We start from the raw sequence: 21,252 nt of genomic DNA, 5'->3' as shown, positions 1-21,252 counted from the left end.
TAAAGCCGACAAATTCGTGGGATCAAATGCGGTCGCAGGGAGCACGGGGGTCGTGGAATTCATCGGCCCGCCAGCGGCCCGTGACCAGCGCATATCACCTGGCTCGACGATCGGTCAGGCGGCGCATGTGTATCTCATTCGTGTGATATGAATTCGTCCGCCACGGCAGTCGGATTATCGCCTGAATTGTCGCAAATTCCCCATTCTTTGCTGTCGGTGCCGTGCGCGGATTACGAAAGTAAGGTCGGTGGTAGCAGGAGCTGCACCGGATTTGATAGCGCGGTCGTCGCCGAAGGTCTCGTCGACCTCGGCTCCGCCGGCCAGACGCCCCTTGCCGGTCACCGACGCCCGCCTGCGGTGTTCTTCGTCGCGGCCTTCGCGATAGAACGACTGCTCGAACCGCTTGCCGCGCTGCTGATCCCGAAGCAGAACGTCGCCGATGACCTCTCGGCGTCAATGGGAGCCGCCGCGGACGCGACGACGAACTTCTACCACGCAAGAGCAGCGCACGCACACGCCGCGTACCCACTGGCCGATGCTGCGGATGCCCGCGAAGAAGGCCGCTTCGCAAGGGATGCGGGCAAGCACCGCTCACGTGCCTGTGACACAGAAGAAAGCCCAAGCCAGCCTCGAAGAAGCAGCGGCCGTCAAAGCCGCCTATCAAGACCGCGAATACACACGCACCGTTGCGTTTTGGGCATCTCAACCATCGTCGCAATGCTCAGCTCGGCGTCGCTACATTCATACTTCCTGCAGCCCGTTGGCATATCATCGGCCACCCGCGGGCTTGAGATCCTCGCCACCGGCCTGATCATCGGGGCGGAGAACCAAACCCCCGCACGATGTCACAATGAAACTCGAGTACACGGAACGGACTTGCCTTTAGACGCAACGGCCTAGGACTGCTTGGCTACCGCCGGGCGCTGACCGGCCTAATCGTGTGCGAGCGTCACAGCGGCCACCACTGCGATGACGACGACCAGTCCCCACAGCCCACCGTCTTGAGAGACGAAGGTGTCCTCGACGATGCCGATCTGCTTGGCCAAAGAGCGCGCCTCATCGAACTCGCCGCGAGATGCCGCGGAGATCAGACGGCTCACCTCGACGCTCCTACCGCTCAAAATGCCGCTGAGAATCTCGAGGTCTTTCGTCGCTAGTGCGTTGTGTTTTTCTGTGTAGTCCGAAGGGATCTCGACATGTACCGAAGACCCCTGCGCGACATCGAATTCGCTGACGTGGCTGGCCGGTCCGGAGACGCTGATCGTCAGGAGGCCACCGGCAGTATTGGTAGATGACATTTCTGATTCCTTCCTGCCGACGCGGAAATCGGCCGGCCGCGATGAAGCAATGGAGTTGACAACCATGAGTCTGTGGCCGCGCCATCGTGGCGGCACGCGTACACGACTACTCGAATCGCTAGTGCTTTGAGTCGGCGATGCCCCCAGCGCAGTGGCCCAACAGATTTCGGCCACCACCCAGTCAACCGGCCAGCTGATCACACCCCAGGGGATTACCGTCCACGGGATCTGTTAGCAGCGGCGGGCGCAGCAAATGAACGCGGCAACGGCCGTCGACGTATCACAGAAGTGCAGTACCACCCACCATGGCAGGCGTCGGACAGCAAAGATATCGTGGGCACCCCGCTGGCTTGCAGTGCTGCTGCGACGCGGCGCGCAGTCATGGCAAACGCGCGAAGCTTAACCGTTGTGCACCTGACGCTCTGATCTTGATTGCCCGACACGTCAACGGTTCTCGCGTGTCACGCTCTGCATGGCCCACTAAAGCGCGGCTGCGCTGTGATCACGGATCTGCGCGCGGCGGGTTTGCCGCAACGAGGGAACAGATTAGTTCGGCAAAACCATTCCCCGGGCAACAACTGCGCGTACGCTGCCATCATCCTTGCCACTCTCTGAGTGTTTCCAGGAGTCGGGTGAGGGCTCTTCGCAGCGGGTGGGGAACTCCGCTGCCGCGACGAATGGGGGTTGTGGTGAGTGTCGAGGTGAACAGAACGAGCGGTACGCGGCCGGAGAGTGTGCCTGATGACCGAGCGCTCGACGGCACTGGTCGGCGCCGCGGATCCGATGAGCCCGGCGTCGAGGTGGATCGTCCTGCAACTGTGCCCCACGACGGGCGGACCGTCGAAACCGTTGCCGCCGAAGGGAAACCGGAAAAGGGCCCGGAGCCGTCAGAGACCATCACCGAAGTCGCACCAGAGACCGAACCCGCCAAGCACCCGGAAGTCCAGCCGGAATATCCAGACCACCCCGGCCGTAAGCACCCAGAGGTCGCCCCGCCGCATCCAGGCAAGCCGATACACACCGAGGTCGCGCCTGAGGATCCCGATGAAGACGACCCGGACAGGGTGATCCCCGAAGTCGCCCCTGACGAGCCCGGCCGCCATCATCCCGAGGTCGCCCCGCAGCATCCCGGGCGGCCGACATATCCGGAAGTCAATCCGGACAAGCCGGACAAACCCGAGAAGATCGTCGAAGTCTCCCCGGATCGGCCCGGGCACCATCCGCACCGCCCACCGATTCAAGAGGTGGCGCCCGAACGTCCCGACCGCGAAACCGGACCGGAGACCGTCGTCGAAGTCGCGCCGGAGTCACCCGAACGCGAATAGTCGCATGGCGATAACGGCGCGCCGGTCAGTGGCGACCGAGGACGAGCGCGCGGAATTCCTCGAGATGCTTCGCACTGACGGCATCTTGCACCGCACACCCTCGCAGCCGGTGTTGTCGCGCGACGGCTCGTCCGCGCGGTGGATGCTCGACTCGCTGGCCGTCACCCTCACACCTCGAGGCGCGCACCTGGCCAGCAGCTGTCTGCTCGATGTGCTGCAGTCGTTTGAGAGTCGGCAATTGGTGACCTACGGTCTGACCGGCGTGCCTCTGCTGCAGGGCTGCATCCTGGGCGGTGGCGGTCTTTACCGCGGCGCGTTGGTTCGTAAAGAAGCCAAGAAGCACGGGTCTTGCAAGCTGATGGAAGGCAAACTTGATCCCAGCGAACCGGTAGTCATCATCGACGACTCCATCAGCTCAGGTTTCTCCGCGTGGACGTGCGCAGATCGACTGGAGGAAGCGGGTTTTCAAGTCGAGGGAGCGGTGTGCTTGGTCCGCTTCCGCTACGACCTGGGCGTGGCGAAGCTGCAGGCGCGCGGACTACGGGTGGCGGCCGTCTTCGACATCTTCTCCGACTTCATGCGGCACATGGACGGCGAAGAACCGCCGCCCGCCAACCCGACGAAGACCGCCGTGGCGCTCGCCGCCGCGGTTCGCCGCGCCCCCGAGGGCCTGCATCCCGCCGTGCTGGCACGCGAGGCGGTTGCCGAATACCTCAACACCGGCCGCGCGCTGCGGGCACCGGACACCCTGGCCGCGGACTACGACTCCGCCGGTGGCTGCTGGATCAGTCTGCGTCGGCGCACCGACATACACGATCGTTGCGCACGCGACGGGTTCTGGCACTTCCCGGGCGAAGCCAGGGGGACACCGTGCACCGACGTGGTCACCGCCGCTGTGCAGACGGCACAACAACTTTCGGCCAGCCACAGCGATCCGCACGCAGTCCTGAACGACTGCGCGATCGCGGTCACCTTCTTCGGTGCGCTAGAAGAATGCACCGTCGGGGAACTCGATAACGACCGTTACGGCATCGTGGTGCGCAGCACCGAACGCGACAGCCAGCTGGGCGGTGCCCTGCCGCGCATGCCCGGCATCGCCAATGAGTGGCAACAGTTTTGGCACGCCGCGCGGCGCAACGCCCAGTTGTTCGAACTCGAGCCCTACCACCTGTATCGCCACGACGTCGTCAAGGTCGTCGAACCCGGGGTGAGATGGCAGCCGACCGGCGCGCCCGATTCGCCACGAGCTGCCTGGCCGCACGACGCCGCGACGGAGCTGGCGCGGCAGGCACGCGCGCACGCGATGAGGGCGACTGGAGCAGGGCAGCCCGTCACATTGCCCGATGACATCTGCGGACTGTTCGTCACCGTCTACGCCAACGGTGCGATCGCGGGCTGCGCAGGGGGATTCAACGGTGACCTCGCAGCGTCGTTGCCGGAGTTCACCGATGCGGCGCTGGCCGATGAACGTTTCGCCGGCCCGGCGGCCGACGCGCAGATCGCGGTAAGCGTCTCACTGCTCGCCAACCAGCACGAGATCGGGGCGGCTGCACCCGAGTGGGTGACCGGACCGTTGCGTTTTGGCGATCAGGCGCTGGCCGTGCGCCAGGGACACCGCCGTGGGTTCCTGCTGCCGTCTGTGGCGATGACCCACAACCTCACCCCGCAGGGCTATGTCAACGAGGTGATCGACAAGGCGGGCATCACCCGGCCCCCGTATTACTGGACGCGTTACGACTGTGCGAGCTGGCTGGCCGATGCCGCCGGAGTGCACCGGATGCAAGCCGGCCTACCTGTCGGTGCTGAAGATGTCGACGCAGCGCGCCTGCGTGAACTTCTTACCAGCTACACCGTAAGGGTGCACGACCCGTCCGGTGACCCCGTCAACCGATACGAGGTGTTCGCCGATCGGCTGCGGACCGGCATGCATCCGGCGCGGTTCGCCTACGGCGCGTGGATCAAGGCGCGTGCCGGTCTGACCGAGCAATGCATCGACGACCTGAACCGGCTGCAGAAGCATGTGGTCGACGGTGGCTGGGTGCAAGTCGATGACCAGCCTGCGACGATCTCTGAGGTGGCGTTCGTCGTCCTGGCACAGCTGGAATCCGGTGTGCCGGTTGATGAGACGATGCTGGAGAACCTGTGGTCGCGCATCGACTGCCACGGCCGATTCGCCACTCACCGCGACACCGACATTGCGGCATATCAGGACTACGCGCCCGGCCAAGCCTTGCTTGCGTTAGCGGTCGCGGCGCAGCGTGGCGTGTGCGCACCGCGCTGCCCTGACATCGACCGCGCCCTGCGCTACTACCGGATGCGCTTCCGGCAGAACCATTCCTGGGGAGCGGTTGCTTGGCTGATGCAAGCCTTCGTGGTGTGGGCCAGTGTGCTCGATGACGTGGTGCTGTGGAAGTTCGCCTACGAAATCGCCGACTGGGCGTTGACATTCCAGTCCGACAAAACCGGTGCCTTCCTCAACGACCACCAACCCGACACACCGGGCGCCACAACCGCTTTGTATCTAGAAGGAATCGCCGCGGTCCGCGCGGCCGCCGACAGCGACGGCGACGGCGAGCGCGAGGCGCGCTACCGGCGCGCTGCACGAGCGGGGGTGCGGTTTCTGGATCGGCTGGTTTATCAAGACCGTGACGCCGCAGTGCTGCCGAATGCGGATTGGGCGCTGGGAGGCGTGCGAAGCTCACTGACCTCCAGCGAGGTGCGCACCGACTACGTTCACCACGCACTTTCGGCGCTGATGGCCCTCGACGGGGTGCTCGCCTCGTGAAACCCATTGCGCTGATCAGTGCGCCGACGCTGGCGTCGCGATTTCCGTCCTTCCAGCTCGCCCTACTCAAACCCACACTCGAGCAAGCCGGGTTCGCCGTCGAATCCATGTCGCTGTTCCTTCGGTTCGCCGAACACATCGGCTGGGAACTCAACGAAGCGTTGGCTGATGTCTACCCGTGCATGGTCGGCGAATGGATATGGGCCAAAGCAGCTTTCGGCGATTCGTCCGACACCGGCGAATACCTCGAAGAGTTCGGCGCCGACCTCGAACACATCGCCAGGCAGGCCGGCGGCACCGTCGCAGACATCGTCGCTGTGCGCGATCACAAGACCGTGAGCTTCATCGACTGGGCGCTGCGTGAGGTCGACTGGAGTGCCTACAGCCTGGTCGGTTTCAGTGTGTGCTTTCAGCAGATGGTGGCCTCCCTCGCGCTGGCCAAGGCCATCAAGGCCCAACATCCCGATCTGCCGATCATCTTCGGCGGCGCCACCTTCGAAGACGACATCGCCATGGAGATCATGGCGCGCAACCCCGAAATCGACTACTTGCATTGCGGCGACGCCGACGCGTCGCTGCCCGAAGTAGTGTCGCGTATCCGGTCCGGAGAACCCATGAAGGGTCTGCGGGGAATGCTGTGGCGTGACGGTGACGAAGTCGTATTCGAAGGCCGTGCAGCCAATTTCAGCGATCTGGACTCTGCGCCGACCCCCGACTTCGACGAGTACTTCCACACGCGGGCCGCCACCGGATACGACCGCCATCCTGGACATCGGCGGGCGATGCTGCCGATCGAGACCGCACGCGGCTGCTGGTACGGGATGAAGAACCACTGTACCTTCTGCGGGCTCAACCGGGCAGGGATCGAATTCCGTTCAATGAAGCCCGAGCGGGTCCTGGTGATGCTCAAAGAGCTGTCCAGTCGCTACGGGGTGCGCGACTTCAACGCCATCGACAATATCCTTGCCCCGGCCTACATCTCGCGCCTGTTCGGACGGCTCGCCAATGCCCACACCGACCTGCGACTGCACTACGAGATCCGCCCCAAGCTTTCCCGCGCACAGCTCGGCGAGCTGCGACGCGGGGGACTGGTCTCCGTGCAGCCCGGCATCGAGAGCTTCGCCACCAACGTGCTCACGGCAATGCGCAAGAACATCACCGGCATGGGCAACCTGGAGCTGTTGAAATGGACCACTTATCACGGCATCAACAACCTCTACAACATCCTCTACGGGTTCCGCGGAGAAACCGAACAGGACTACCGCAGCCAGGCCGCAGTGCTGCGTAAGATCCCGCACCTACAGCCGCCGTATGCGATTGCGCGGGCCCGCCCCGACCGCGGCTCACCGATGTTCGAGCAACCGCAAGAACACGATGTGAGTGGGCTGCGCCCTTCGCGGTGCTACCGCTACATCTATCCGCCGTCCTACGACCTGAATCGGGTGTCGTACTTCTTCGAACACGACACTGTCGGCGGCCTGCCGAAGGAGACCTACGGCGAATGCATACGTCTAGTGGGGCAGTGGAAACGCCTGTGGGCCGATGAGAAGAATCGGCCGTATCTGCGGATGGTGAAAACGTGGGAGTCGGTCAGCATCCACGACGGCCGCGGCGATGAGTACCGCGGCTACCGATTCGATGACGACGATGCTGCGCTCTATGAGATGTGCACCGACGCACGCAGTTTCGACGAATTGGCGGCCGGCCTGGATCGCCCAGTCGATTGGCTACAGCAGGCGCTGGGGCGGTTCCTCGACCTGGACTTGGTTATCAGTCTGGATGGCAAGTACCTGGCGCTTGCGCTGCCCGCCAACCCCTATCACTGATCCATTCGGCTCAGGCTAAAGGGTCGGCGTTGATTCCCGGGAGCTGCTCATATACGGCCAGCTGGTCTGCGGTAAAGCAGCAGAAGATGACCTCGCCGATGCCGGACAAGTTGTCCACCGTCGCTTTCACCGTCGACACCGCCACCTGCGCGGCCTGCTCGAATGGGTAGCCGAAGATGCCCACGCTGATGCAAGGGAAGGCGATGGAGCGGACGTCATGTGCTGCGGCAAGTTCAAGAGACTTCCTGTAGCACGACGCGAGCAGTTCCGGTTCGCCGGCATCGCCTCCCGCCCATCGGGGGCCAACAGTGTGGATCACGTGGGCGGCGGCAAGGTCATAGCCACCGGTGATCTTCGCTTCACCCGTGCGGCAGCCGTGCAGGCGTCGGCACTCTTCGAGCAGGCCGGGTCCAGCAGCGCGATGAATGGCGCCGTCGACACCACCGCCTCCAAGCAGCGATTCGTTCGCCGCGTTAACGATGGCATCCACTCGCAGTGTGGTGATATCGGCTTGTATCGCCGTAAGAATCGCTGACATGCCCCTATGTTCGTCCATCAGGGGCGCAAAGAAGGCATCCGTCGCGTGGTCGACGTCGGAGCTGCTGGCGTGGTTGCTCATTAGCTCAGGTCACGTCGCGAGTATCCGGCGACGCCCGCGGCGATCAGGGCCGCCGCGATGATTGTGAGCGCTGCGATGGCGTTCCAGTCCGGCGGCGCGGCGGGCACAGCGGCGACGTGGGCGAATGGTGAGAGATTCCGGCGCCGGAGTCGCCGGCCCGGCACTCGCGTATTGGCTGCACCGCACCGGTCACGAGCCGACGTTGATTGAACGGGCGCCGCACTTTCGAACCGGCGGCTACGTGATCGATTTCTGGGGGGTGGGTTACCGCGTTGCACAACGGATGGGGCTGGAGGCGGCCATCCGCGACGCCGGCTATCAGATGCGATCGCTGCGTTCCGTCGGCCCCGATGGCCAGACCCAGGCCAGCCTGAACGTTGAGGGGTTCCGGCGAGCGACCGACGGACAGCTCACCAGCGTGGCGCGTGGCGACCTAGCCGCCATCATCTACGCTGCCATTCAGCGCGACGTCGAAACGATCTTCGACGACAGCATCACGGCGATCAATCAATACCCCGACGGGGTCAGCGTGGGCTTCGCCAAGAACAAGACCCGCGACTTCGACCTCGTCATCGGCGCCGACGGACTGCACTCCAACGTGCGTCGGCTGACATTCGGGCCCGAGGCCAACACCGAGCACTACATGGGCTGTCTGGTCGCGGCCGCGGTCGTGGAGGGCTATCGTCCGCGCGACGAACTGGTGTACGTGACCTACAGTCGACCGGGTCGATCAGTTGCACGGTTTTCGCTGCGCGGCGACCGCACCCTGTTTCTGTTCGTGTTCCGCTCCGACCAAGGCTACGACCCAGGCGAGCTTGACGCGCGAAAGGCGCTGCTATGGAACGAATTCGGCGACGCTGGCTGGGAATGTAAGCAGATCCTCGCCGCACTCGACGACGCTGACGACCTCTACTTCGACGTCGTCAGCCAAATCCGCATGGATCACTGGTCAAAGGGCAGGGTGGAGTTGATCGGCGACGCAGCCGCCTGCGTATCCCTGCTGGCAGGCGAGGGCACCGGTCTGGCCGTGACCGCAGCCTACGTGCTGGCCAGCGAACTCCAGAACGCCTGGGGCGATCACGAGCTTGCATTCCAGGCCTATGAGAGTCGAATGCGGCCGTTTATCGAAGGCAAACAGGCCGGTGCCGAGAAGTTCATACCCGTCTTCGCCACAAAGACCGAGCTCGGTATCCGGTTTCGGCATCTGGTGATGCGGGCCATGAAGTTCGCTCCTTTGGGCGATCTGCTGGTGTCCCGCAGCCTGCGCGACGACTTCGAATTGCCGAACTACCCTATGTGACTTAGCTGAACCCCTTGTGGCGCAAGGGCATCACCCCCGCTGCTAGCCTTCGATGTGAGCGACGGTTGGCAGTCGCCGCAGCAGAACTGTTATCTCAGGGCGCAGAGGCCCCTAACAGCGTCGACGGCATCGCGAGAAGTCCGCTCGGCGAAACCGCGCCATTGATCGCATCGCCTAGACCGGTGACCTGTACCGCAGCAGACACATATTCCGTTCGGCTAGGTCCTCACGGTGCAACGCCTCGATGCGCCATTTCCGACGTCACTCTATTTGGCGTTCGGGCAGGAGATGTCGACGTAGACGGTTTCGGACTCGGCGGGCTCCATGAGCCTCGGCGAGCTCGGAAGCGGGACGTTCGGCGTCCCAGACGAGGCGCAGCCCGGCCGGTCCGGCTCTCGTCGATGGGCTGCCCATCCGTGCGCTCTCTGTGCCGCGATAGACGACGCGGTGCCCACGACGGTTCCGGCGTACCGGCCGTCTGTGCTGACCGATGTATCGGCCTGCCTTGGAGTACACCTCGGAGCCTGTGACCTGCAATGGACGGCCATTCTTTGTGTAGAGCTGACTCATGACCCGAGTATGAGCATCGGGTACGCCAAAATGCGGAGCGTGGTGGAGCGAAGGTATCGCTGAGCGCGACTTGCCCAGCTCGTTCAGTCGTACCTTGTGAGCGCGCGAATCAGCTCCGCGGCTGCGCGCCCGACGTCGGCGACGGCTTGGATGTCGCCGGTACGGATGACCACGATGGCGGCGAGTGCGAAGTAGGCGAGCACCAGAATGACACAGCTGATGATGACCAGTCGCGCGAGCCGCTGGGCGGCGTCGAGCACTGGCCGGTGTGACTCGGCAGTGCCGTTAATCTGTTGCCGGCGCATTGCTCGCTCCTCGCATCCGCAATGGATGTGTCGATCACAAGGCTAAAGCTGCAGGTAGAGGCGAGAAAAGCGTAAGCGTGATAGCACTAGGGCAGTAGCCTGAGGTCGTGACAGGCGAGTTCTACCCGGATCATCTGCTGCCGGTGATTTCCGCGCGCCGCGTCGACTACGGGCGGTTCGCGGAGATTCGCGAAAGCGTGCTGCTGAACCACGGGTACAACACCGCGCGCGCCTACTGGGGCGATTTGGATGACGTGTACTGGTGGGCGCACGCACGTGAGAAGGACGTCCTGGACCTATCGGCCAAAGACGTTCGTCAGTACGTCGCCCTGTTGCGTCGACGCAAGTACAGCGGAAGCACGATCCGCCGTCGTGTCACCGCTCTGCGCAAGTTCTATGACGAGCTCGTGGCTCGCGGTATGAATGAATCGAATCCAGCTGCCGCAGTGGTGATTCGGCGTGCGCGGACGTAGCGGACGCCGATTAGGAGGCCAGCAGCGAGTTCACCTAATCGGGTGTTATCGGATCCCGCACGGAACGCACGACCGTCGAAAACCACGTTCGGTGAGCGAGTTGCACTGCATATCTGGTGATTTGTTGGTGGACGGCTTATGCGACGCGGGGAAGTAGGTGCCAGCTGGCCGATCTGCCGTGACTCTCATCGGATAGGTGAGGCCATCGCCGAGCACTTGCATTACTTCCAGGCAGCAGGAGCGGCTCGAAACCTGGCCGGGTACAGCACCGCTGGCGGCGAGGCTCAGGTGAGTTCTGGGAAACACTTCGTACACGCCACCCGTGTATAGCCGCGACTGAAGAGAAGCATAACCGCCGTCGGGTCTACCTGACGAAGCGGCTGTCGTGACCGTCTCCGGCCAGGTTCCAGGTGCCTATGCGAACGGGCCGGATCCGGATCACGTCGGTGCTCATTCCTGGAGTGGGACGCTCGGAAAGCTCGGCTATGCCGCGTATTTCAAGTTTACGAGCGTTCGAAGCGCCTGATCCACATGCTGCTGCGCTGTCCTCATCGACGATAAGGGTCACCCGCGGATCGTGACGGATGTTGCGGTATTTCTGCGAATCGCGGAGCCGGGGACCACTGATATCGATCCATCCGCCCACGGGGTCGACGACGAACGAGACGGGATGAATCTGCGAGGTATCGTCGGCGCCAAGGCTGACCATTCTGCCTTGCTGACAGACAGCCAACAGCTGCAACTCGGCCTCGGTGAACACGGTGCAATCCATCCCGCATGCGAGGTCAGTCCGCAGTGCTTTCGATGAGCAGCGACATTCCCTGGTGGGCCTGCATCTCGATGGAGAAGCTGTGCAGATCGTCTACGGCTGCAAGAGTTTTGCCGGTAAACATGTCCGACACTGACGCGCCCGGCGGGAGGCTCTCTGAGCGCACTGTCCCAACGACTTCCTCATTGGCGAAGTTGAGGACCGTCAGTTGATGGCGGCCTTGGTCGGCTAGTTCATGCACAAGCACGAGCATGCCGCGATGTGATACCTCCGGAATATCGACCTGACGGCTGGTCGCGATGCCATAGTGAGATCGCACTCGCAACATGGCTTGCAGTTGCCGAAGGAAGCTCGTCTCGTCAGCGAGTTGCTCAGGAATCGACCCGTACAAGCTTCGGCCTCGCGGAATGCCAGCCATCGATTTCGTTGCCGACGGGTTCACCCCCATCAAGTCGTGTGCCGCTCGATGGATCCACCGAGTGTCGCCGCCCTGCAGCAACGAAGCGACATCGGAGGGCGCAAGTGTCAGCATCCCGCACAGATCCCAGCCGGACAGCGCGAAAACGCCGGGCTGCAGGGCATTGAACATTGCCAGCAGAAGATGTGCGCGGCGGATTCGATCAATGTCGTCGATCACATCCAGATCGGTAATTCCAAGCGCGGCCGCGACGATGGTGGCGGAGGTGCAGGCGATGCCGTTCGTCGTGAAAACCAGGTTGTACGGCGCGTTGTCGCCGGTGAGTCTCTCGGTCAGGTCGCGGCGGATCGTTTCGCCCAGTGCTTCCCCGGTCACGTCTTCGCCCTTGTAGGTGTAGATGTCGTCGCGGTGACCGGTGGACCAGTGCACGAGCTCATAGGTGAGTTCGTCGTGATTTTGTAGTGCGTGCACCAGCGAAGCGGGATCGACGCCCAGTTCGAGGGTGGTCCGAAGTGTCAACCGCAGAAATTCCGTATCGCCCGTCGCGAGCGCGTGCTGACAGGCTGGGCGGTTGATGAAGTCGTAGGACAGGTCGGCGCCCGCCTCGCCGATTTCGCGGATGTCATCGATGGTGAGATTGAGTTCCTGGAACGTGAACCCACCGACCTTGCGGACCATGCTGGCGATCAGATGGTTGGCCGCCTCTGACAGCGGGTGGCCTTCCGACCACGCGGTGCTGTCTTCGGCGGCAGTTTTCTCCGCACCGAGGAAGCCGTTCGCATCCAACCGTAACCCGCCAGTACCTAAGTCGGTCAGCGAATGCAGTGCGTCGCCGATGACGAGTCGCATGCCTGCGAACGACGGATCGAGCCAGTTGATGGAGGGCTGGCCGTCCTTGAAGTAGTGCAAGTAAACCCAGCGGCGCTCGACACCGTCGACGCCGACGACCGGACGTGTCACGCTCCAGTTGGTTTCCTTGACGCCTTCGGCATAGAAGATCACCCGCTGGAGTCGCCCGATGATGTACCCGGCCTTGTCCAGCCATTCTTCCGTTGTGGCGTCGATGTTGACCGAGTCGGCATCCGCCGGAACGTCGGGCAACTGAGCCCAGTCGCGTGGATCGATCTCGACCATGTGATAGATGCCGGGGTAGTCGGCGTACTTCAACTCGGCCAGCCGAAAGTCGGCCCCTTTGCCGGTGTGCCCCGGCACGATGTCATCAATGATGGTGCCGCCGTACCAGTTTGCGGTTCCGCACATGTGGCGAAACTCCTCTTCGGTGCCGAACGCAGGGTCAATCTGGGTGCTGATCCTGTCGAAGTGGCCGTCGACGCTCGGTGTCATGTCCCAACCCGAGATGCCTCCCGCACGTTTGACCGGGCCGGTGTGGATGGCCTCAATTCCGATCTCGGAAAAGGCTTTCCACATATTTTCGTCTGCCATCGCTTTGAGAAAAGACTCGTCGGGCCGGGTGATCAGCGACAGCGGATAGGCGGTGAACCACACCGAGGCGGTGTCAACAGCACTGCGCGGGGCGGGCGTGGCGTAGGGGTTCTGCCACATCGAGCCCTGTCCCGAGAACTGTTGGCTGATTTCGTTGGCGTCGGCCAGCATCGATTGCGACAGCAGCCAGGACACATACGCCGGATTGTCTCCGGCCGCGGTGCCGTCCTGAGCTAGTGATCGTCGGACGAACGAGGCTCTGACGCGGGGGCGAAAGCGCAGCGCTCGCGGCCGCGCCGGGTGCAGGTGCTCATCGAAAGTGATTTCGGCCGGCTCGTTGGCTTGATCATCGGCTTCCGACTCTGCCGCCTGAGACATGTAACCCCTTCACGGTGACGTGCTTCGCTTATGTGTCCTTGGCCCGCACGCGCGCCGCCCCCGGGCCAGGGGCGGTGACGACATTGCGGTACCGGCCGTCGTGCGACGGTTGACCCAACTCGCCCGCGACGAGCAAATCAGCGATCTCCCACGGCCGATGCTCGGCAAGCAGGCGATTCTCCTGCGCCATCCAGTCGTTGATAAAGGCTGTGCTCTCCCCGCGAGACACCAGCCGCCGACGGGCGACGTCATCGTCGGCATATACCCAAATGACTGCGTCCAACCACCTTCGCACCTCCCGACGTGCGACGCCGACTCCCTCGACAAGCACCGCAGTCGTGTCGGCGGCGACGGTGATCGCGCCGGGCCGGTCGCGCAGAACCCATCCGGGTGGACGGTAACTGATAGGGAGCCCGTTTTGGTGCAGAGGTTTCAACAGGTACTCAATCAGCGGCTCTGCCCACTCAAAGAACGAATGATGCGAGGCCACGTCGTCGGTATGGATCACATCGGTGTGGGGTTCAACCGCTGCCAGCCCGTTCGCGAGAGTGGTCTTGCCGCAGCCACTGTGACCGTCGATGCCGATGACTATCGGACGCCCGTGGGGGGACCGCTCGAGTAGGTCTGTCCACACATCGAAGTACGAGCGGATATGCCACCGCAATCCTGTCGGGTCGATATCGGGAGCCCGCACGTTGATCGGTGCCCCCCTTTCCCCCTGATCTTGATCACACCCGATAAGCGAGACGTCGGCGACCGGGCCGGAAGTTGTCAACAGATTATGCGATGCGACGCTCACGAACCTCACACAATTGGTGCATTATTTGCCGCCGACGCTGCTCACAGTGTGTCGGGTTCGCGTGGGTTCGCGACATTACGCTCGAATTAAGCGCGCCCTAACCTGGCAGCGCGAAGCGACGGAGTAAAGCTACAAGCAGAAAAGGGTCGCGCCAATGAGAGTGTCGGACACCAGGGTTCATCAACGGTCGGGTTTGCAATTCACTGCCGTTGGGTTCGGCGGTGCGCCTATCGGGAATTTCAACGGCGTCTTCACCGACGACCAAGCGGCTGACATGGTCGTGCAGTCGTGGCGGCAGGGCGTGCGCTACTTCGACACCGCACCCGGGTATGGCAACGGATTAAGTGAATACCGGCTCGGGCATGTACTACGTCGTTTCGACCGTGACGAAATGGTGCTCTCGACAAAGGTCGGCCGGGTGCTGACGCCGACAAGCGCAGCGCCGACGGTCAGCGGCCAGTACCGCGATATCCCGCCCTTCGTCGAGGCATTCGATTACAGCTACGACGGGGTCATGCGTGCAGTCGAGCAAAGCATGCAGCGCATGCTCACCGATCGGTTCGATGTCCTGTTCATTCACGACTGCGATCACTTCACTCACGGACCGTTGCAGCCGGAGTACTTCCGCCAGGCTGTCGTCAGCGCGTTTCCCGCGTTGGAGTCGCTTCGGGATCAAGGTGTTGTCAAGGCGATCGGCTTTGGAGTCAACGAGACCGACGTGATGACAGAGGCGGTCAAGGCCACCGATGCTGATTTGTGCCTGTTGGCCGGCCGGTACACATTGCTGGAGCAAGAGCCGTTGGACGCGCTGCTGCCCATGTGTCAGGAACGGGGCATCGGGATCGTATTGGGCGGCGTGTTCAACAGCGGTGTCTTGGCTACTGGGCCTGTGAGCGGCGCCCGATTCAACTACGGACCGGCGCCGCGTGAAGTACTTGCCAAGGCGGCAAAACTCGAAGAGCTGTGTCAACGGCATGGGGTGCCGCTTGCCGCCGCGGCGATGCAGTTCGCCTACGCCCACCCGGCGATCACCAGCATATGCCTCGGCGCGCGCAATACCGATCAGCAGATGCGCAATGCTGAACTCTTCGAAAGCGCTGTGCCGGAAGAGCTCTGGGCTGAACTACGCCATGCTCAACTGATTCGCCCGGATGCGCCCACACCTGGAGTTAGCTAACATACGACGGGTGACGGCGTGCGGAGCCAGCGTGCGCGCTCGTCTTCGGATGTACCGCCCCAAACTCCGTAGGCCTCCGGGACCTTCATCGCGTGGACGAGACATTGGTGCCTGACGGGGCATTCGGCACACATCGCTTTGGCGCGGCGTTGACGTCGGCGTCGTTCGCCTCCGCGCTCACCTTCCGGGTGAAAGAACGCGTCGGTGTCCTCGCCGCGGCATCGCGCCGAGAGTTGCCAGTCCCGAGCTTCGGCCGTGGTATTGACGCCGCGTGCTGATGGTAACTGCGTTGTCATGAATATTGTTCTGGCTCAGGACCTTTCGGTGCTGGGTAAATCGGCGAGCAGACTCTGGGTATACGCGTGTGTGGGATGGTCGAGGACCCGATCAACTGAGCCGGACTCGACGATGACGCCATCGGACAGCACGACGACCTCCTGGGCGATACTGCGCACCACCGCCAGGTTGTGGGTGATGAATACCAACGACAAGCCTCGTTCATTCTGGAGACGCCGAAGCTGCTCGACGAGCAGCGCTTGTACCGACACATCCAGCGCCGAGGTGATCTCATCGCATACGATGACGTCGGGGTCGACGATCAAGGCACGTCCTACCGCGACGCGTTGCCGTTCGCCGCCCGACAGTTGCTGTGGCATCCGCTCGGCGTACTCCTCCGATAGAGCGACCGTTGCCAGCACCCCGAAGACCTTCTCCGTGCGCTGACGGTGCGACAAGGAGGAGAAGTACCGCAGCGGTTCCTCCAGATTTTCGCGCACTGACATCCGTGGATTCAGTGAGCTGTAAGGGTTTTGGAAAACGTACTGCAATGTCTGACGTTGCGCCTTGGTCCGACGCTGCGGCTGCGTATCCAACCGCGTGCCCGCGAATTCGACCTCCCCTGTCCAGGCTGTGTGCAGACCGACCAACGATCTCGCCAGGGTCGTCTTTCCGGATCCCGATTGCCCGACCACAGCCGTGCAGCGGCCCGCAAGAACTTCGAATGAGACATCGCGCAGCACTTCGCGCGCTCCATATCGCGCCGCCAGCTTGCGTACCGTAACGATGGGCAGGGGACCACCTGACAACGTTGGCACAGGGTTCTTGGCATGATCAGCCGATACCGGCGGCTGTGGGAAATAGCAACGCGCCAAGTGGGATTGACCGCTGTCACCAATATTGCGTAGCGGCGGAAGTTCCTCGCGGCAGGTCTGCTGTACCGACTCGCAGCGATCCGCGAACGAACAGCCCTGCGGCCACCGGCCCGGCCGGGGAGGCCGACCTTCGATGCCGACCAGAATCTCACTGCGAGCCGAACTCGGCACTGCCTTCAGCAGGCCGACGGTATAGGGGTGACGGGCACCACCGAACATCGACTCGGTGGCTGCGTGCTCGACGACGCGACCCGCATAGAGGACGGCGGTCTGATCGGCGAGCTGGGCCACCACCGCCAAGTCGTGGCTGACGTACACCGAGGTCACCTGATGCTCAGCGGTGAGCTCGCGCACGGTCTCTAGGACACGGCGCTGGGTGGTGACATCCAACCCAGTCGTCGGCTCGTCGAGAACGATGACGCGGGGTCGACAGCTGAATGCCATTGCGATACCGACTCGTTGCTGCTGCCCACCCGACATCTGGTGCGGGTAGCTGTTCAGAAAAGCGTCGGTCGAGGGCAGGCCGACCTCATCCATCAGCTGGTGCACGCGCTGCTCGATGGTTTCCCCCGCCGGCAGGGTATCGCGGTGGATGATGATCGCCTCGCGTAGTTGGCGACCCACCGTGAGCGCTGGGTTCAGTCCGCTTACTGGATCCTGGGGAACATAGGCAATCAGCCGGCCGCGCGCGTTCTGCAGATTCCTGCCTTGTAGGCCGAGAATATCGACGCCGTCGATGCACACGCGTCCGCCGGCGATGCGCAGCCCACGACGCGCGAGACCAAGAAGGGCGACGCCGATGGTGCTTTTGCCTGAACCCGACTCACCGACCAAGCCCATTACGTGGCCGGGCGCCACTGCGAAACCGACGTCCTGCACCACGGGTGTCTGGCGCCCCTCGGTGACGACTGTCAGGCCCTCGACGAGTAATCCCGCTTCCGGCGCACCGGCGTCGCGGTCATCGGTGGCGACCTCGCGCACCCCAGTCATGATGCCGCCATGGTGAGCCCTGTAACGGCCGACGTTTCCTCGGCGCCGCCTTCGCCAAAGGCGACCCGCGCCAATGAATCGGCGAAAACGTTGGTCCCCACGGCGAGGATGGCGAGCAGGATGGCCGGAGCCAGCACTCCCCAGTAGTTGGTGGCCAGACCGAGCCGGTTCTCGTTCACCATGACTCCCCAGGATGGATTCGGTGGTTGTGTGCCGAACCCGAGGAAGTTGATGCCTGCGATGAGAATGATCGAAAAGCTCAGTCGCAAACCAGCTTCCACGGCCAATGGAGTTGTCAGGCTGGGCATGACATGGCGGCGGATCACCGTACGCGGGGGAACACCCCACAGGGCGACCGCCTTGACGAAGTCGCGCTCGCAGATGTCCTGCGCGGCGGCGTACATGACACGCGCCACCTGAGGCGCTTGACACAGCGTGACAGCCACCACCACAAGCCAGGTCTTCGCGCCGATGACGCTCACAATCAGCAGAACAAACACCAGCTGGGGGATCGCGAGCATGACATCGACTGAGCGCATGACCGTCATTTCGGTGTAACTGCCGCGATAGGCCGCCATCACGCCAGCAATGGCACCGAGCAATACCGCTGCCGCGGTAGAGATCGCGGCTAGCGTCAACAGTTGCCAACCGCCGTCGAATAGGCGCGCCAGAACATCGCGCCCAAGCGCGTCGGTGCCAAGAATTCCTGCACCGTTGCCTGGTAACGCATATGGCGGGCCGGAGAACTCCACCGGTGAGCGCGAGGGAAGGAATGGGCCGATGAAGGCGAACCCGACCACAAGCACTGTCAGTGCCAGGCCTATTTTACCGCGGCGAGTTGCCAAGGCGCTCTCCAGTATTCGTCGTACTGCACCTCGCTGCTTGGTCGGCGACTGTTCGGCCGTGTCTAAGTTGAGGGTAGCGGTCATGTCCGTGGTCACCTCGGAAGTCGTTTGCGTGGAGTGACGAGTAGCACTGCGAGGTCGGTCGTGATATTCAATAGGACGTATGCGATGGCCAACAGCACGACCAGGAACTGAATCATCGGCACATCGCGCTCGCTGATTGCCGCAACAAGTGCCAAACCGATTCCCGGGAACTGGAACACTGTCTCGACCAGGGCGATTCCACCGGCCAGATACAGCAGATTCAGGCCCACCACCTGAATGGTTGCGGCCAGTGCATTCGGCAGCGCGTGACCGAACAACAGCCGTGACATGCTGGCACCCTTCAAGGTTGCAACCTCGACGTAGTCGGAGTTGAGCGCCTCGATCAGTGACGCCCGGAACATCCGGAATACATAGGGAGTGACCACGAGGACGAGGGCAAAGACCGGCAGTACCAGCTTCACCGGTTCATTCCAGATGTGTTCACCCTCGGGCAGGATGCTGACCGCAGGAAACCACGCGAATATCGTGACGGCGAAAACCATCACCACGAACACGGCGATCACGAACTCCGGCAACGCGCTTGCCACCAGCGCGCTCACCGACAGCGAGTGATCGATCCACGAGTCGCGGCGTGCGGCTGCCCACATCCCAAGTAGCACACCCAAAATGGTGGAGATGATCGCGGTGAGTGCGATCAGCACCATCGAGTTGGCCAGCCTTGGCCCCACAATGTCCCATACCGGCAGACCCTGGGTGAGTGACTTGCCGAAGTCGCCGCGCGATGCGGATGTCACCCAGTTGAAATAGCCGGTAATGGGCGACTGATCGAGGTGCAGCTCGGCCCGTAGTGCCGCCAGTCGCTCGGGTGTGGCCTGTTGGCCGAGGATCGCGGTGGCGGCGTCACCAGGCAGCACCAATGTCGCGGCGTAGACAATGATCGAGATGACGAAAATCGATATCACCCCAGTGATTGCGCGCGATACCACCAGCGATCGGATCGGGTGGGAACTGCGTCCCGATGGCTTCGCGGTGGCGATTTGGAGCGTCTCAGTCATGGTGGGCCTTTCGCCGAATCAGCGGGTTTCTAGGCCAACCAGAAGTTGGTGAAGTCGTTACCGCTGGGACTGAATCCTGTGGGGAACTCCTTGATTCCGCCCACCTTCTGGGTGCTTGCGTCGATCGTTGGAAAGAAGTACGGGATGATGTTGGCGCCTCGGTCGTAATCGATCTTGACCATCGTGTGGATGAGGTCAGCACGCTTTCCGGCGTCTCCTTCGGCGATCGCCTGGTTGTAGAGCGAGTTGTATTCGGGATCGTTGAACTTGCAGGCATTGAAGGGCGCATCGGGGCCCGCCAGTGCTTGACCGGCAGCGACCAGGTACGGCTGCGTGGGCCAGTAGTCCTGGCTGAAGGCCACTTTCAGGTAGGAGTTGGCGAAGTAGTCGGTCGTTGTCTGCTGGACGATGTTGACGTTGACGCCTGCCTTCTTGGCTTGCGTGGCGAAAACCTGTGCGGCGGGGATCATTCCGGGGGCATTGGGGGTTGTCACCAGTTGGATTGTCAGGTCCTGCTGCCCGGCCGCCTTGAGCAGTGACTTCGCCTGGTCGATGTCTTGGTGGCGTTGTGGTAAATCTGTCGGGAAGTCTCTGTCGTATATGCCGAAGACGTCGTTGCCGATCTTTCCCTTGCCGCCGAAGACCTGGTTGAGCATCTCCTGGCGATCCACGATCAACCGCAGCGCCTGGCGCACGCGCAGGTCATCAAATGGCTTTTGGTCGACGCGCATCGTGAACGGTCCCCATCCGCCGGTGCCGGAAACGACTACATGCATGCCGCCGGATTGCAGCGCCGCGACCGAACCTTGGGACAAATAGTTGATGACGTCGACCTGGCCCGACTGCAGTGCGTTGACCTGACTGGTCTCATCGGCGATGTTTGTCGTGACCACCGCGTCCAGATGGGGCAAGTCGGCCTGCCAGTAGTTCGCGTTGCGCACGAACGTGCTCTCGACGCCTGGCGTGAAGCTCTGGAACTTGAACGGGCCTGTGCCGTCAGGTTTTTTGGGGTCGTAGTCGCGCGGGACCATGTTCATGAACACGGTGGTCAAACCCTCCACGAGGATGGCGTAGGGCTTGGTGAAAGCCACCTTCAGCGTGGTGGGATCGACGACTTTGGAATTCGCGATGTCGATCGGTCCCAGGCTGTACAACCCGGGGAACTTGTTGTCGACGATTCGCTTGAGGCTGTAGAGGACGTCATCGGCGGTAAACGGTTTGCCCTGGTGTGTGGTCACGCCGGCGGGGATGATGATGGTCCACTCGGTGCCATCCTTGTTCGGCGTGATTTCCTTGGCCAAGACCAGTTGCGGCTGCCCCTTGTCGTCAAGCCGAGCCAGGGGATCGTACAGTTGCGCGTTGCGCGTGTAATCGGTGTTGGTGAGACCGTTTTGGGCATCGAGGGTGTCGGTGTTGGCGCCGCCTTGCGCGCCGACCCGGAGGGTGCCGCCGCGCTTGGGTTCGCCTGCCGGGCCGCCCTGAGACGATTGGCCGCCTTGACCGCCGCCTGCGCAACCGACGAGGCTGGCCCCGGCGCCCACGACGGCGAGACCCGCGGCTGCCGACCACAGGAACTTCCTACGGTCGAACTGGGCGCCCGCCATGTTGGCCGCGGCTCTAGAAATGTTGTCCTGCATTTTGAAACCCCTTTACGGGTGTGCTCTTGGGTGGGGAGCGGACG

The 21,252-nt window shown here is 62.7% G+C and carries 18 protein-coding genes; 7 read left to right on the top strand and 11 right to left on the bottom strand.

Going from position 1 to position 21,252, the window contains the following annotated elements; all coding sequences use genetic code 11:
- Window positions 1-147: 147 nt before the first annotated feature.
- A complete protein-coding gene (locus GGC64_RS29145; protein ID WP_192726079.1) occupies window positions 148-900 on the top strand; it encodes a hypothetical protein in 753 nt (250 codons plus the stop codon).
- A gap of 32 nt (window positions 901-932) precedes the next feature.
- Here GGC64_RS29145 and GGC64_RS29140 read toward each other — a convergent pair whose 3' ends face one another.
- On the bottom strand, window positions 933-1,298 hold the full coding sequence (locus GGC64_RS29140) for a hypothetical protein (RefSeq protein ID WP_192726078.1): 366 nt from the start codon (window positions 1,296-1,298) through the stop codon (window positions 933-935).
- Window positions 1,299-1,987: 689 nt separating this feature from the next.
- Here GGC64_RS29140 and GGC64_RS29135 point away from each other — a divergent pair.
- The 3 genes from GGC64_RS29135 to GGC64_RS29125 are packed head-to-tail and all read left to right on the top strand — an operon-like array spanning window position 1,988 to window position 7,234.
- Window positions 1,988-2,623, top strand: coding sequence for a hypothetical protein (locus tag GGC64_RS29135; protein WP_192726077.1), 636 nt, complete (start codon window positions 1,988-1,990; stop codon window positions 2,621-2,623).
- A gap of 4 nt (window positions 2,624-2,627) precedes the next feature.
- On the top strand, window positions 2,628-5,408 hold the full coding sequence (locus GGC64_RS29130) for an AMMECR1 domain-containing protein (RefSeq protein ID WP_192726076.1): 2,781 nt from the start codon (window positions 2,628-2,630) through the stop codon (window positions 5,406-5,408).
- A complete protein-coding gene (locus tag GGC64_RS29125; RefSeq protein ID WP_192726075.1) occupies window positions 5,405-7,234 on the top strand; it encodes a RiPP maturation radical SAM C-methyltransferase in 1,830 nt (609 codons plus the stop codon). The genes GGC64_RS29130 and GGC64_RS29125 overlap by 4 nt, the downstream gene beginning before the upstream one ends.
- 10 nt (window positions 7,235-7,244) lie before the next feature.
- On the opposite strand, the gene GGC64_RS29120 is transcribed toward GGC64_RS29125, so the two are convergent.
- Window positions 7,245-7,853 (bottom strand): O-acetyl-ADP-ribose deacetylase, encoded by a 609-nt coding sequence (locus GGC64_RS29120; protein WP_225952627.1) that lies wholly within the window; start codon window positions 7,851-7,853, stop codon window positions 7,245-7,247.
- Between the two features lie 124 nt (window positions 7,854-7,977).
- Here GGC64_RS29120 and GGC64_RS29115 point away from each other — a divergent pair, with 124 nt between their 5' ends.
- Window positions 7,978-9,153 (top strand): FAD-binding domain, encoded by a 1,176-nt coding sequence (locus GGC64_RS29115; RefSeq protein ID WP_192726074.1) that lies wholly within the window; start codon window positions 7,978-7,980, stop codon window positions 9,151-9,153.
- Window positions 9,154-9,806: 653 nt separating this feature from the next.
- On the opposite strand, the gene GGC64_RS29110 is transcribed toward GGC64_RS29115, so the two are convergent.
- Complete coding sequence (locus GGC64_RS29110) at window positions 9,807-10,028, bottom strand: hypothetical protein (RefSeq protein WP_192726073.1); 222 nt, start codon at window positions 10,026-10,028, stop codon at window positions 9,807-9,809.
- Between the two features lie 107 nt (window positions 10,029-10,135).
- Here GGC64_RS29110 and GGC64_RS29105 point away from each other — a divergent pair, with 107 nt between their 5' ends.
- Window positions 10,136-10,501, top strand: coding sequence for a site-specific integrase (locus tag GGC64_RS29105; RefSeq protein WP_192726072.1), 366 nt, complete (start codon window positions 10,136-10,138; stop codon window positions 10,499-10,501).
- Window positions 10,502-10,865: 364 nt separating this feature from the next.
- Here GGC64_RS29105 and GGC64_RS29100 read toward each other — a convergent pair whose 3' ends face one another.
- The 3 genes from GGC64_RS29100 to GGC64_RS29090 are packed head-to-tail and all read right to left on the bottom strand — an operon-like array spanning window position 10,866 to window position 14,203.
- Window positions 10,866-11,261, bottom strand: a complete 396-nt coding sequence (locus tag GGC64_RS29100; RefSeq protein ID WP_192726071.1) for a pyridoxamine 5'-phosphate oxidase family protein — start codon at window positions 11,259-11,261, stop codon at window positions 10,866-10,868.
- Window positions 11,262-11,286: 25 nt separating this feature from the next.
- Window positions 11,287-13,509, bottom strand: a complete 2,223-nt coding sequence (gene treS, locus GGC64_RS29095) for a maltose alpha-D-glucosyltransferase (RefSeq protein WP_192726070.1) — start codon at window positions 13,507-13,509, stop codon at window positions 11,287-11,289.
- 28 nt (window positions 13,510-13,537) lie between these two features.
- The gene (locus GGC64_RS29090; RefSeq protein ID WP_192726069.1) at window positions 13,538-14,203 is read right to left on the bottom strand and encodes a uridine kinase; all 666 of its coding nucleotides are present in this window, start codon (window positions 14,201-14,203) and stop codon (window positions 13,538-13,540) included.
- Between the two features lie 259 nt (window positions 14,204-14,462).
- Between GGC64_RS29090 and GGC64_RS29085 the strand changes: the two genes are divergently transcribed.
- The gene (locus GGC64_RS29085) at window positions 14,463-15,485 is read left to right on the top strand and encodes an aldo/keto reductase (RefSeq protein WP_192726068.1); all 1,023 of its coding nucleotides are present in this window, start codon (window positions 14,463-14,465) and stop codon (window positions 15,483-15,485) included.
- On the opposite strand, the gene GGC64_RS29080 is transcribed toward GGC64_RS29085, so the two are convergent.
- The 5 genes from GGC64_RS29080 to GGC64_RS29060 are packed head-to-tail and all read right to left on the bottom strand — an operon-like array spanning window position 15,482 to window position 21,208.
- On the bottom strand, window positions 15,482-15,781 hold the full coding sequence (locus GGC64_RS29080; protein ID WP_192726067.1) for a WhiB family transcriptional regulator: 300 nt from the start codon (window positions 15,779-15,781) through the stop codon (window positions 15,482-15,484). The two genes, GGC64_RS29085 and GGC64_RS29080, sit on opposite strands and share 4 nt — an antisense overlap.
- 15 nt (window positions 15,782-15,796) lie before the next feature.
- Complete coding sequence (locus GGC64_RS29075; protein ID WP_192726066.1) at window positions 15,797-17,626, bottom strand: ABC transporter ATP-binding protein; 1,830 nt, start codon at window positions 17,624-17,626, stop codon at window positions 15,797-15,799.
- Window positions 17,623-18,555 (bottom strand): ABC transporter permease, encoded by a 933-nt coding sequence (locus tag GGC64_RS29070; RefSeq protein ID WP_192726065.1) that lies wholly within the window; start codon window positions 18,553-18,555, stop codon window positions 17,623-17,625. The genes GGC64_RS29075 and GGC64_RS29070 overlap by 4 nt, the downstream gene beginning before the upstream one ends.
- An 8-nt stretch (window positions 18,556-18,563) precedes the next feature.
- The gene (locus GGC64_RS29065) at window positions 18,564-19,571 is read right to left on the bottom strand and encodes an ABC transporter permease (protein ID WP_192726064.1); all 1,008 of its coding nucleotides are present in this window, start codon (window positions 19,569-19,571) and stop codon (window positions 18,564-18,566) included.
- Between the two features lie 29 nt (window positions 19,572-19,600).
- Complete coding sequence (locus GGC64_RS29060) at window positions 19,601-21,208, bottom strand: ABC transporter substrate-binding protein (RefSeq protein WP_192726063.1); 1,608 nt, start codon at window positions 21,206-21,208, stop codon at window positions 19,601-19,603.
- Window positions 21,209-21,252 lie beyond the last annotated feature (44 nt).

The organism is Mycobacterium sp. OAS707, assembly GCF_014873705.1.
Classification (GTDB): Bacteria; Actinomycetota; Actinomycetes; order Mycobacteriales; family Mycobacteriaceae; genus Mycobacterium.
This window is presented reverse-complemented; position numbering and strand designations above follow the sequence as displayed.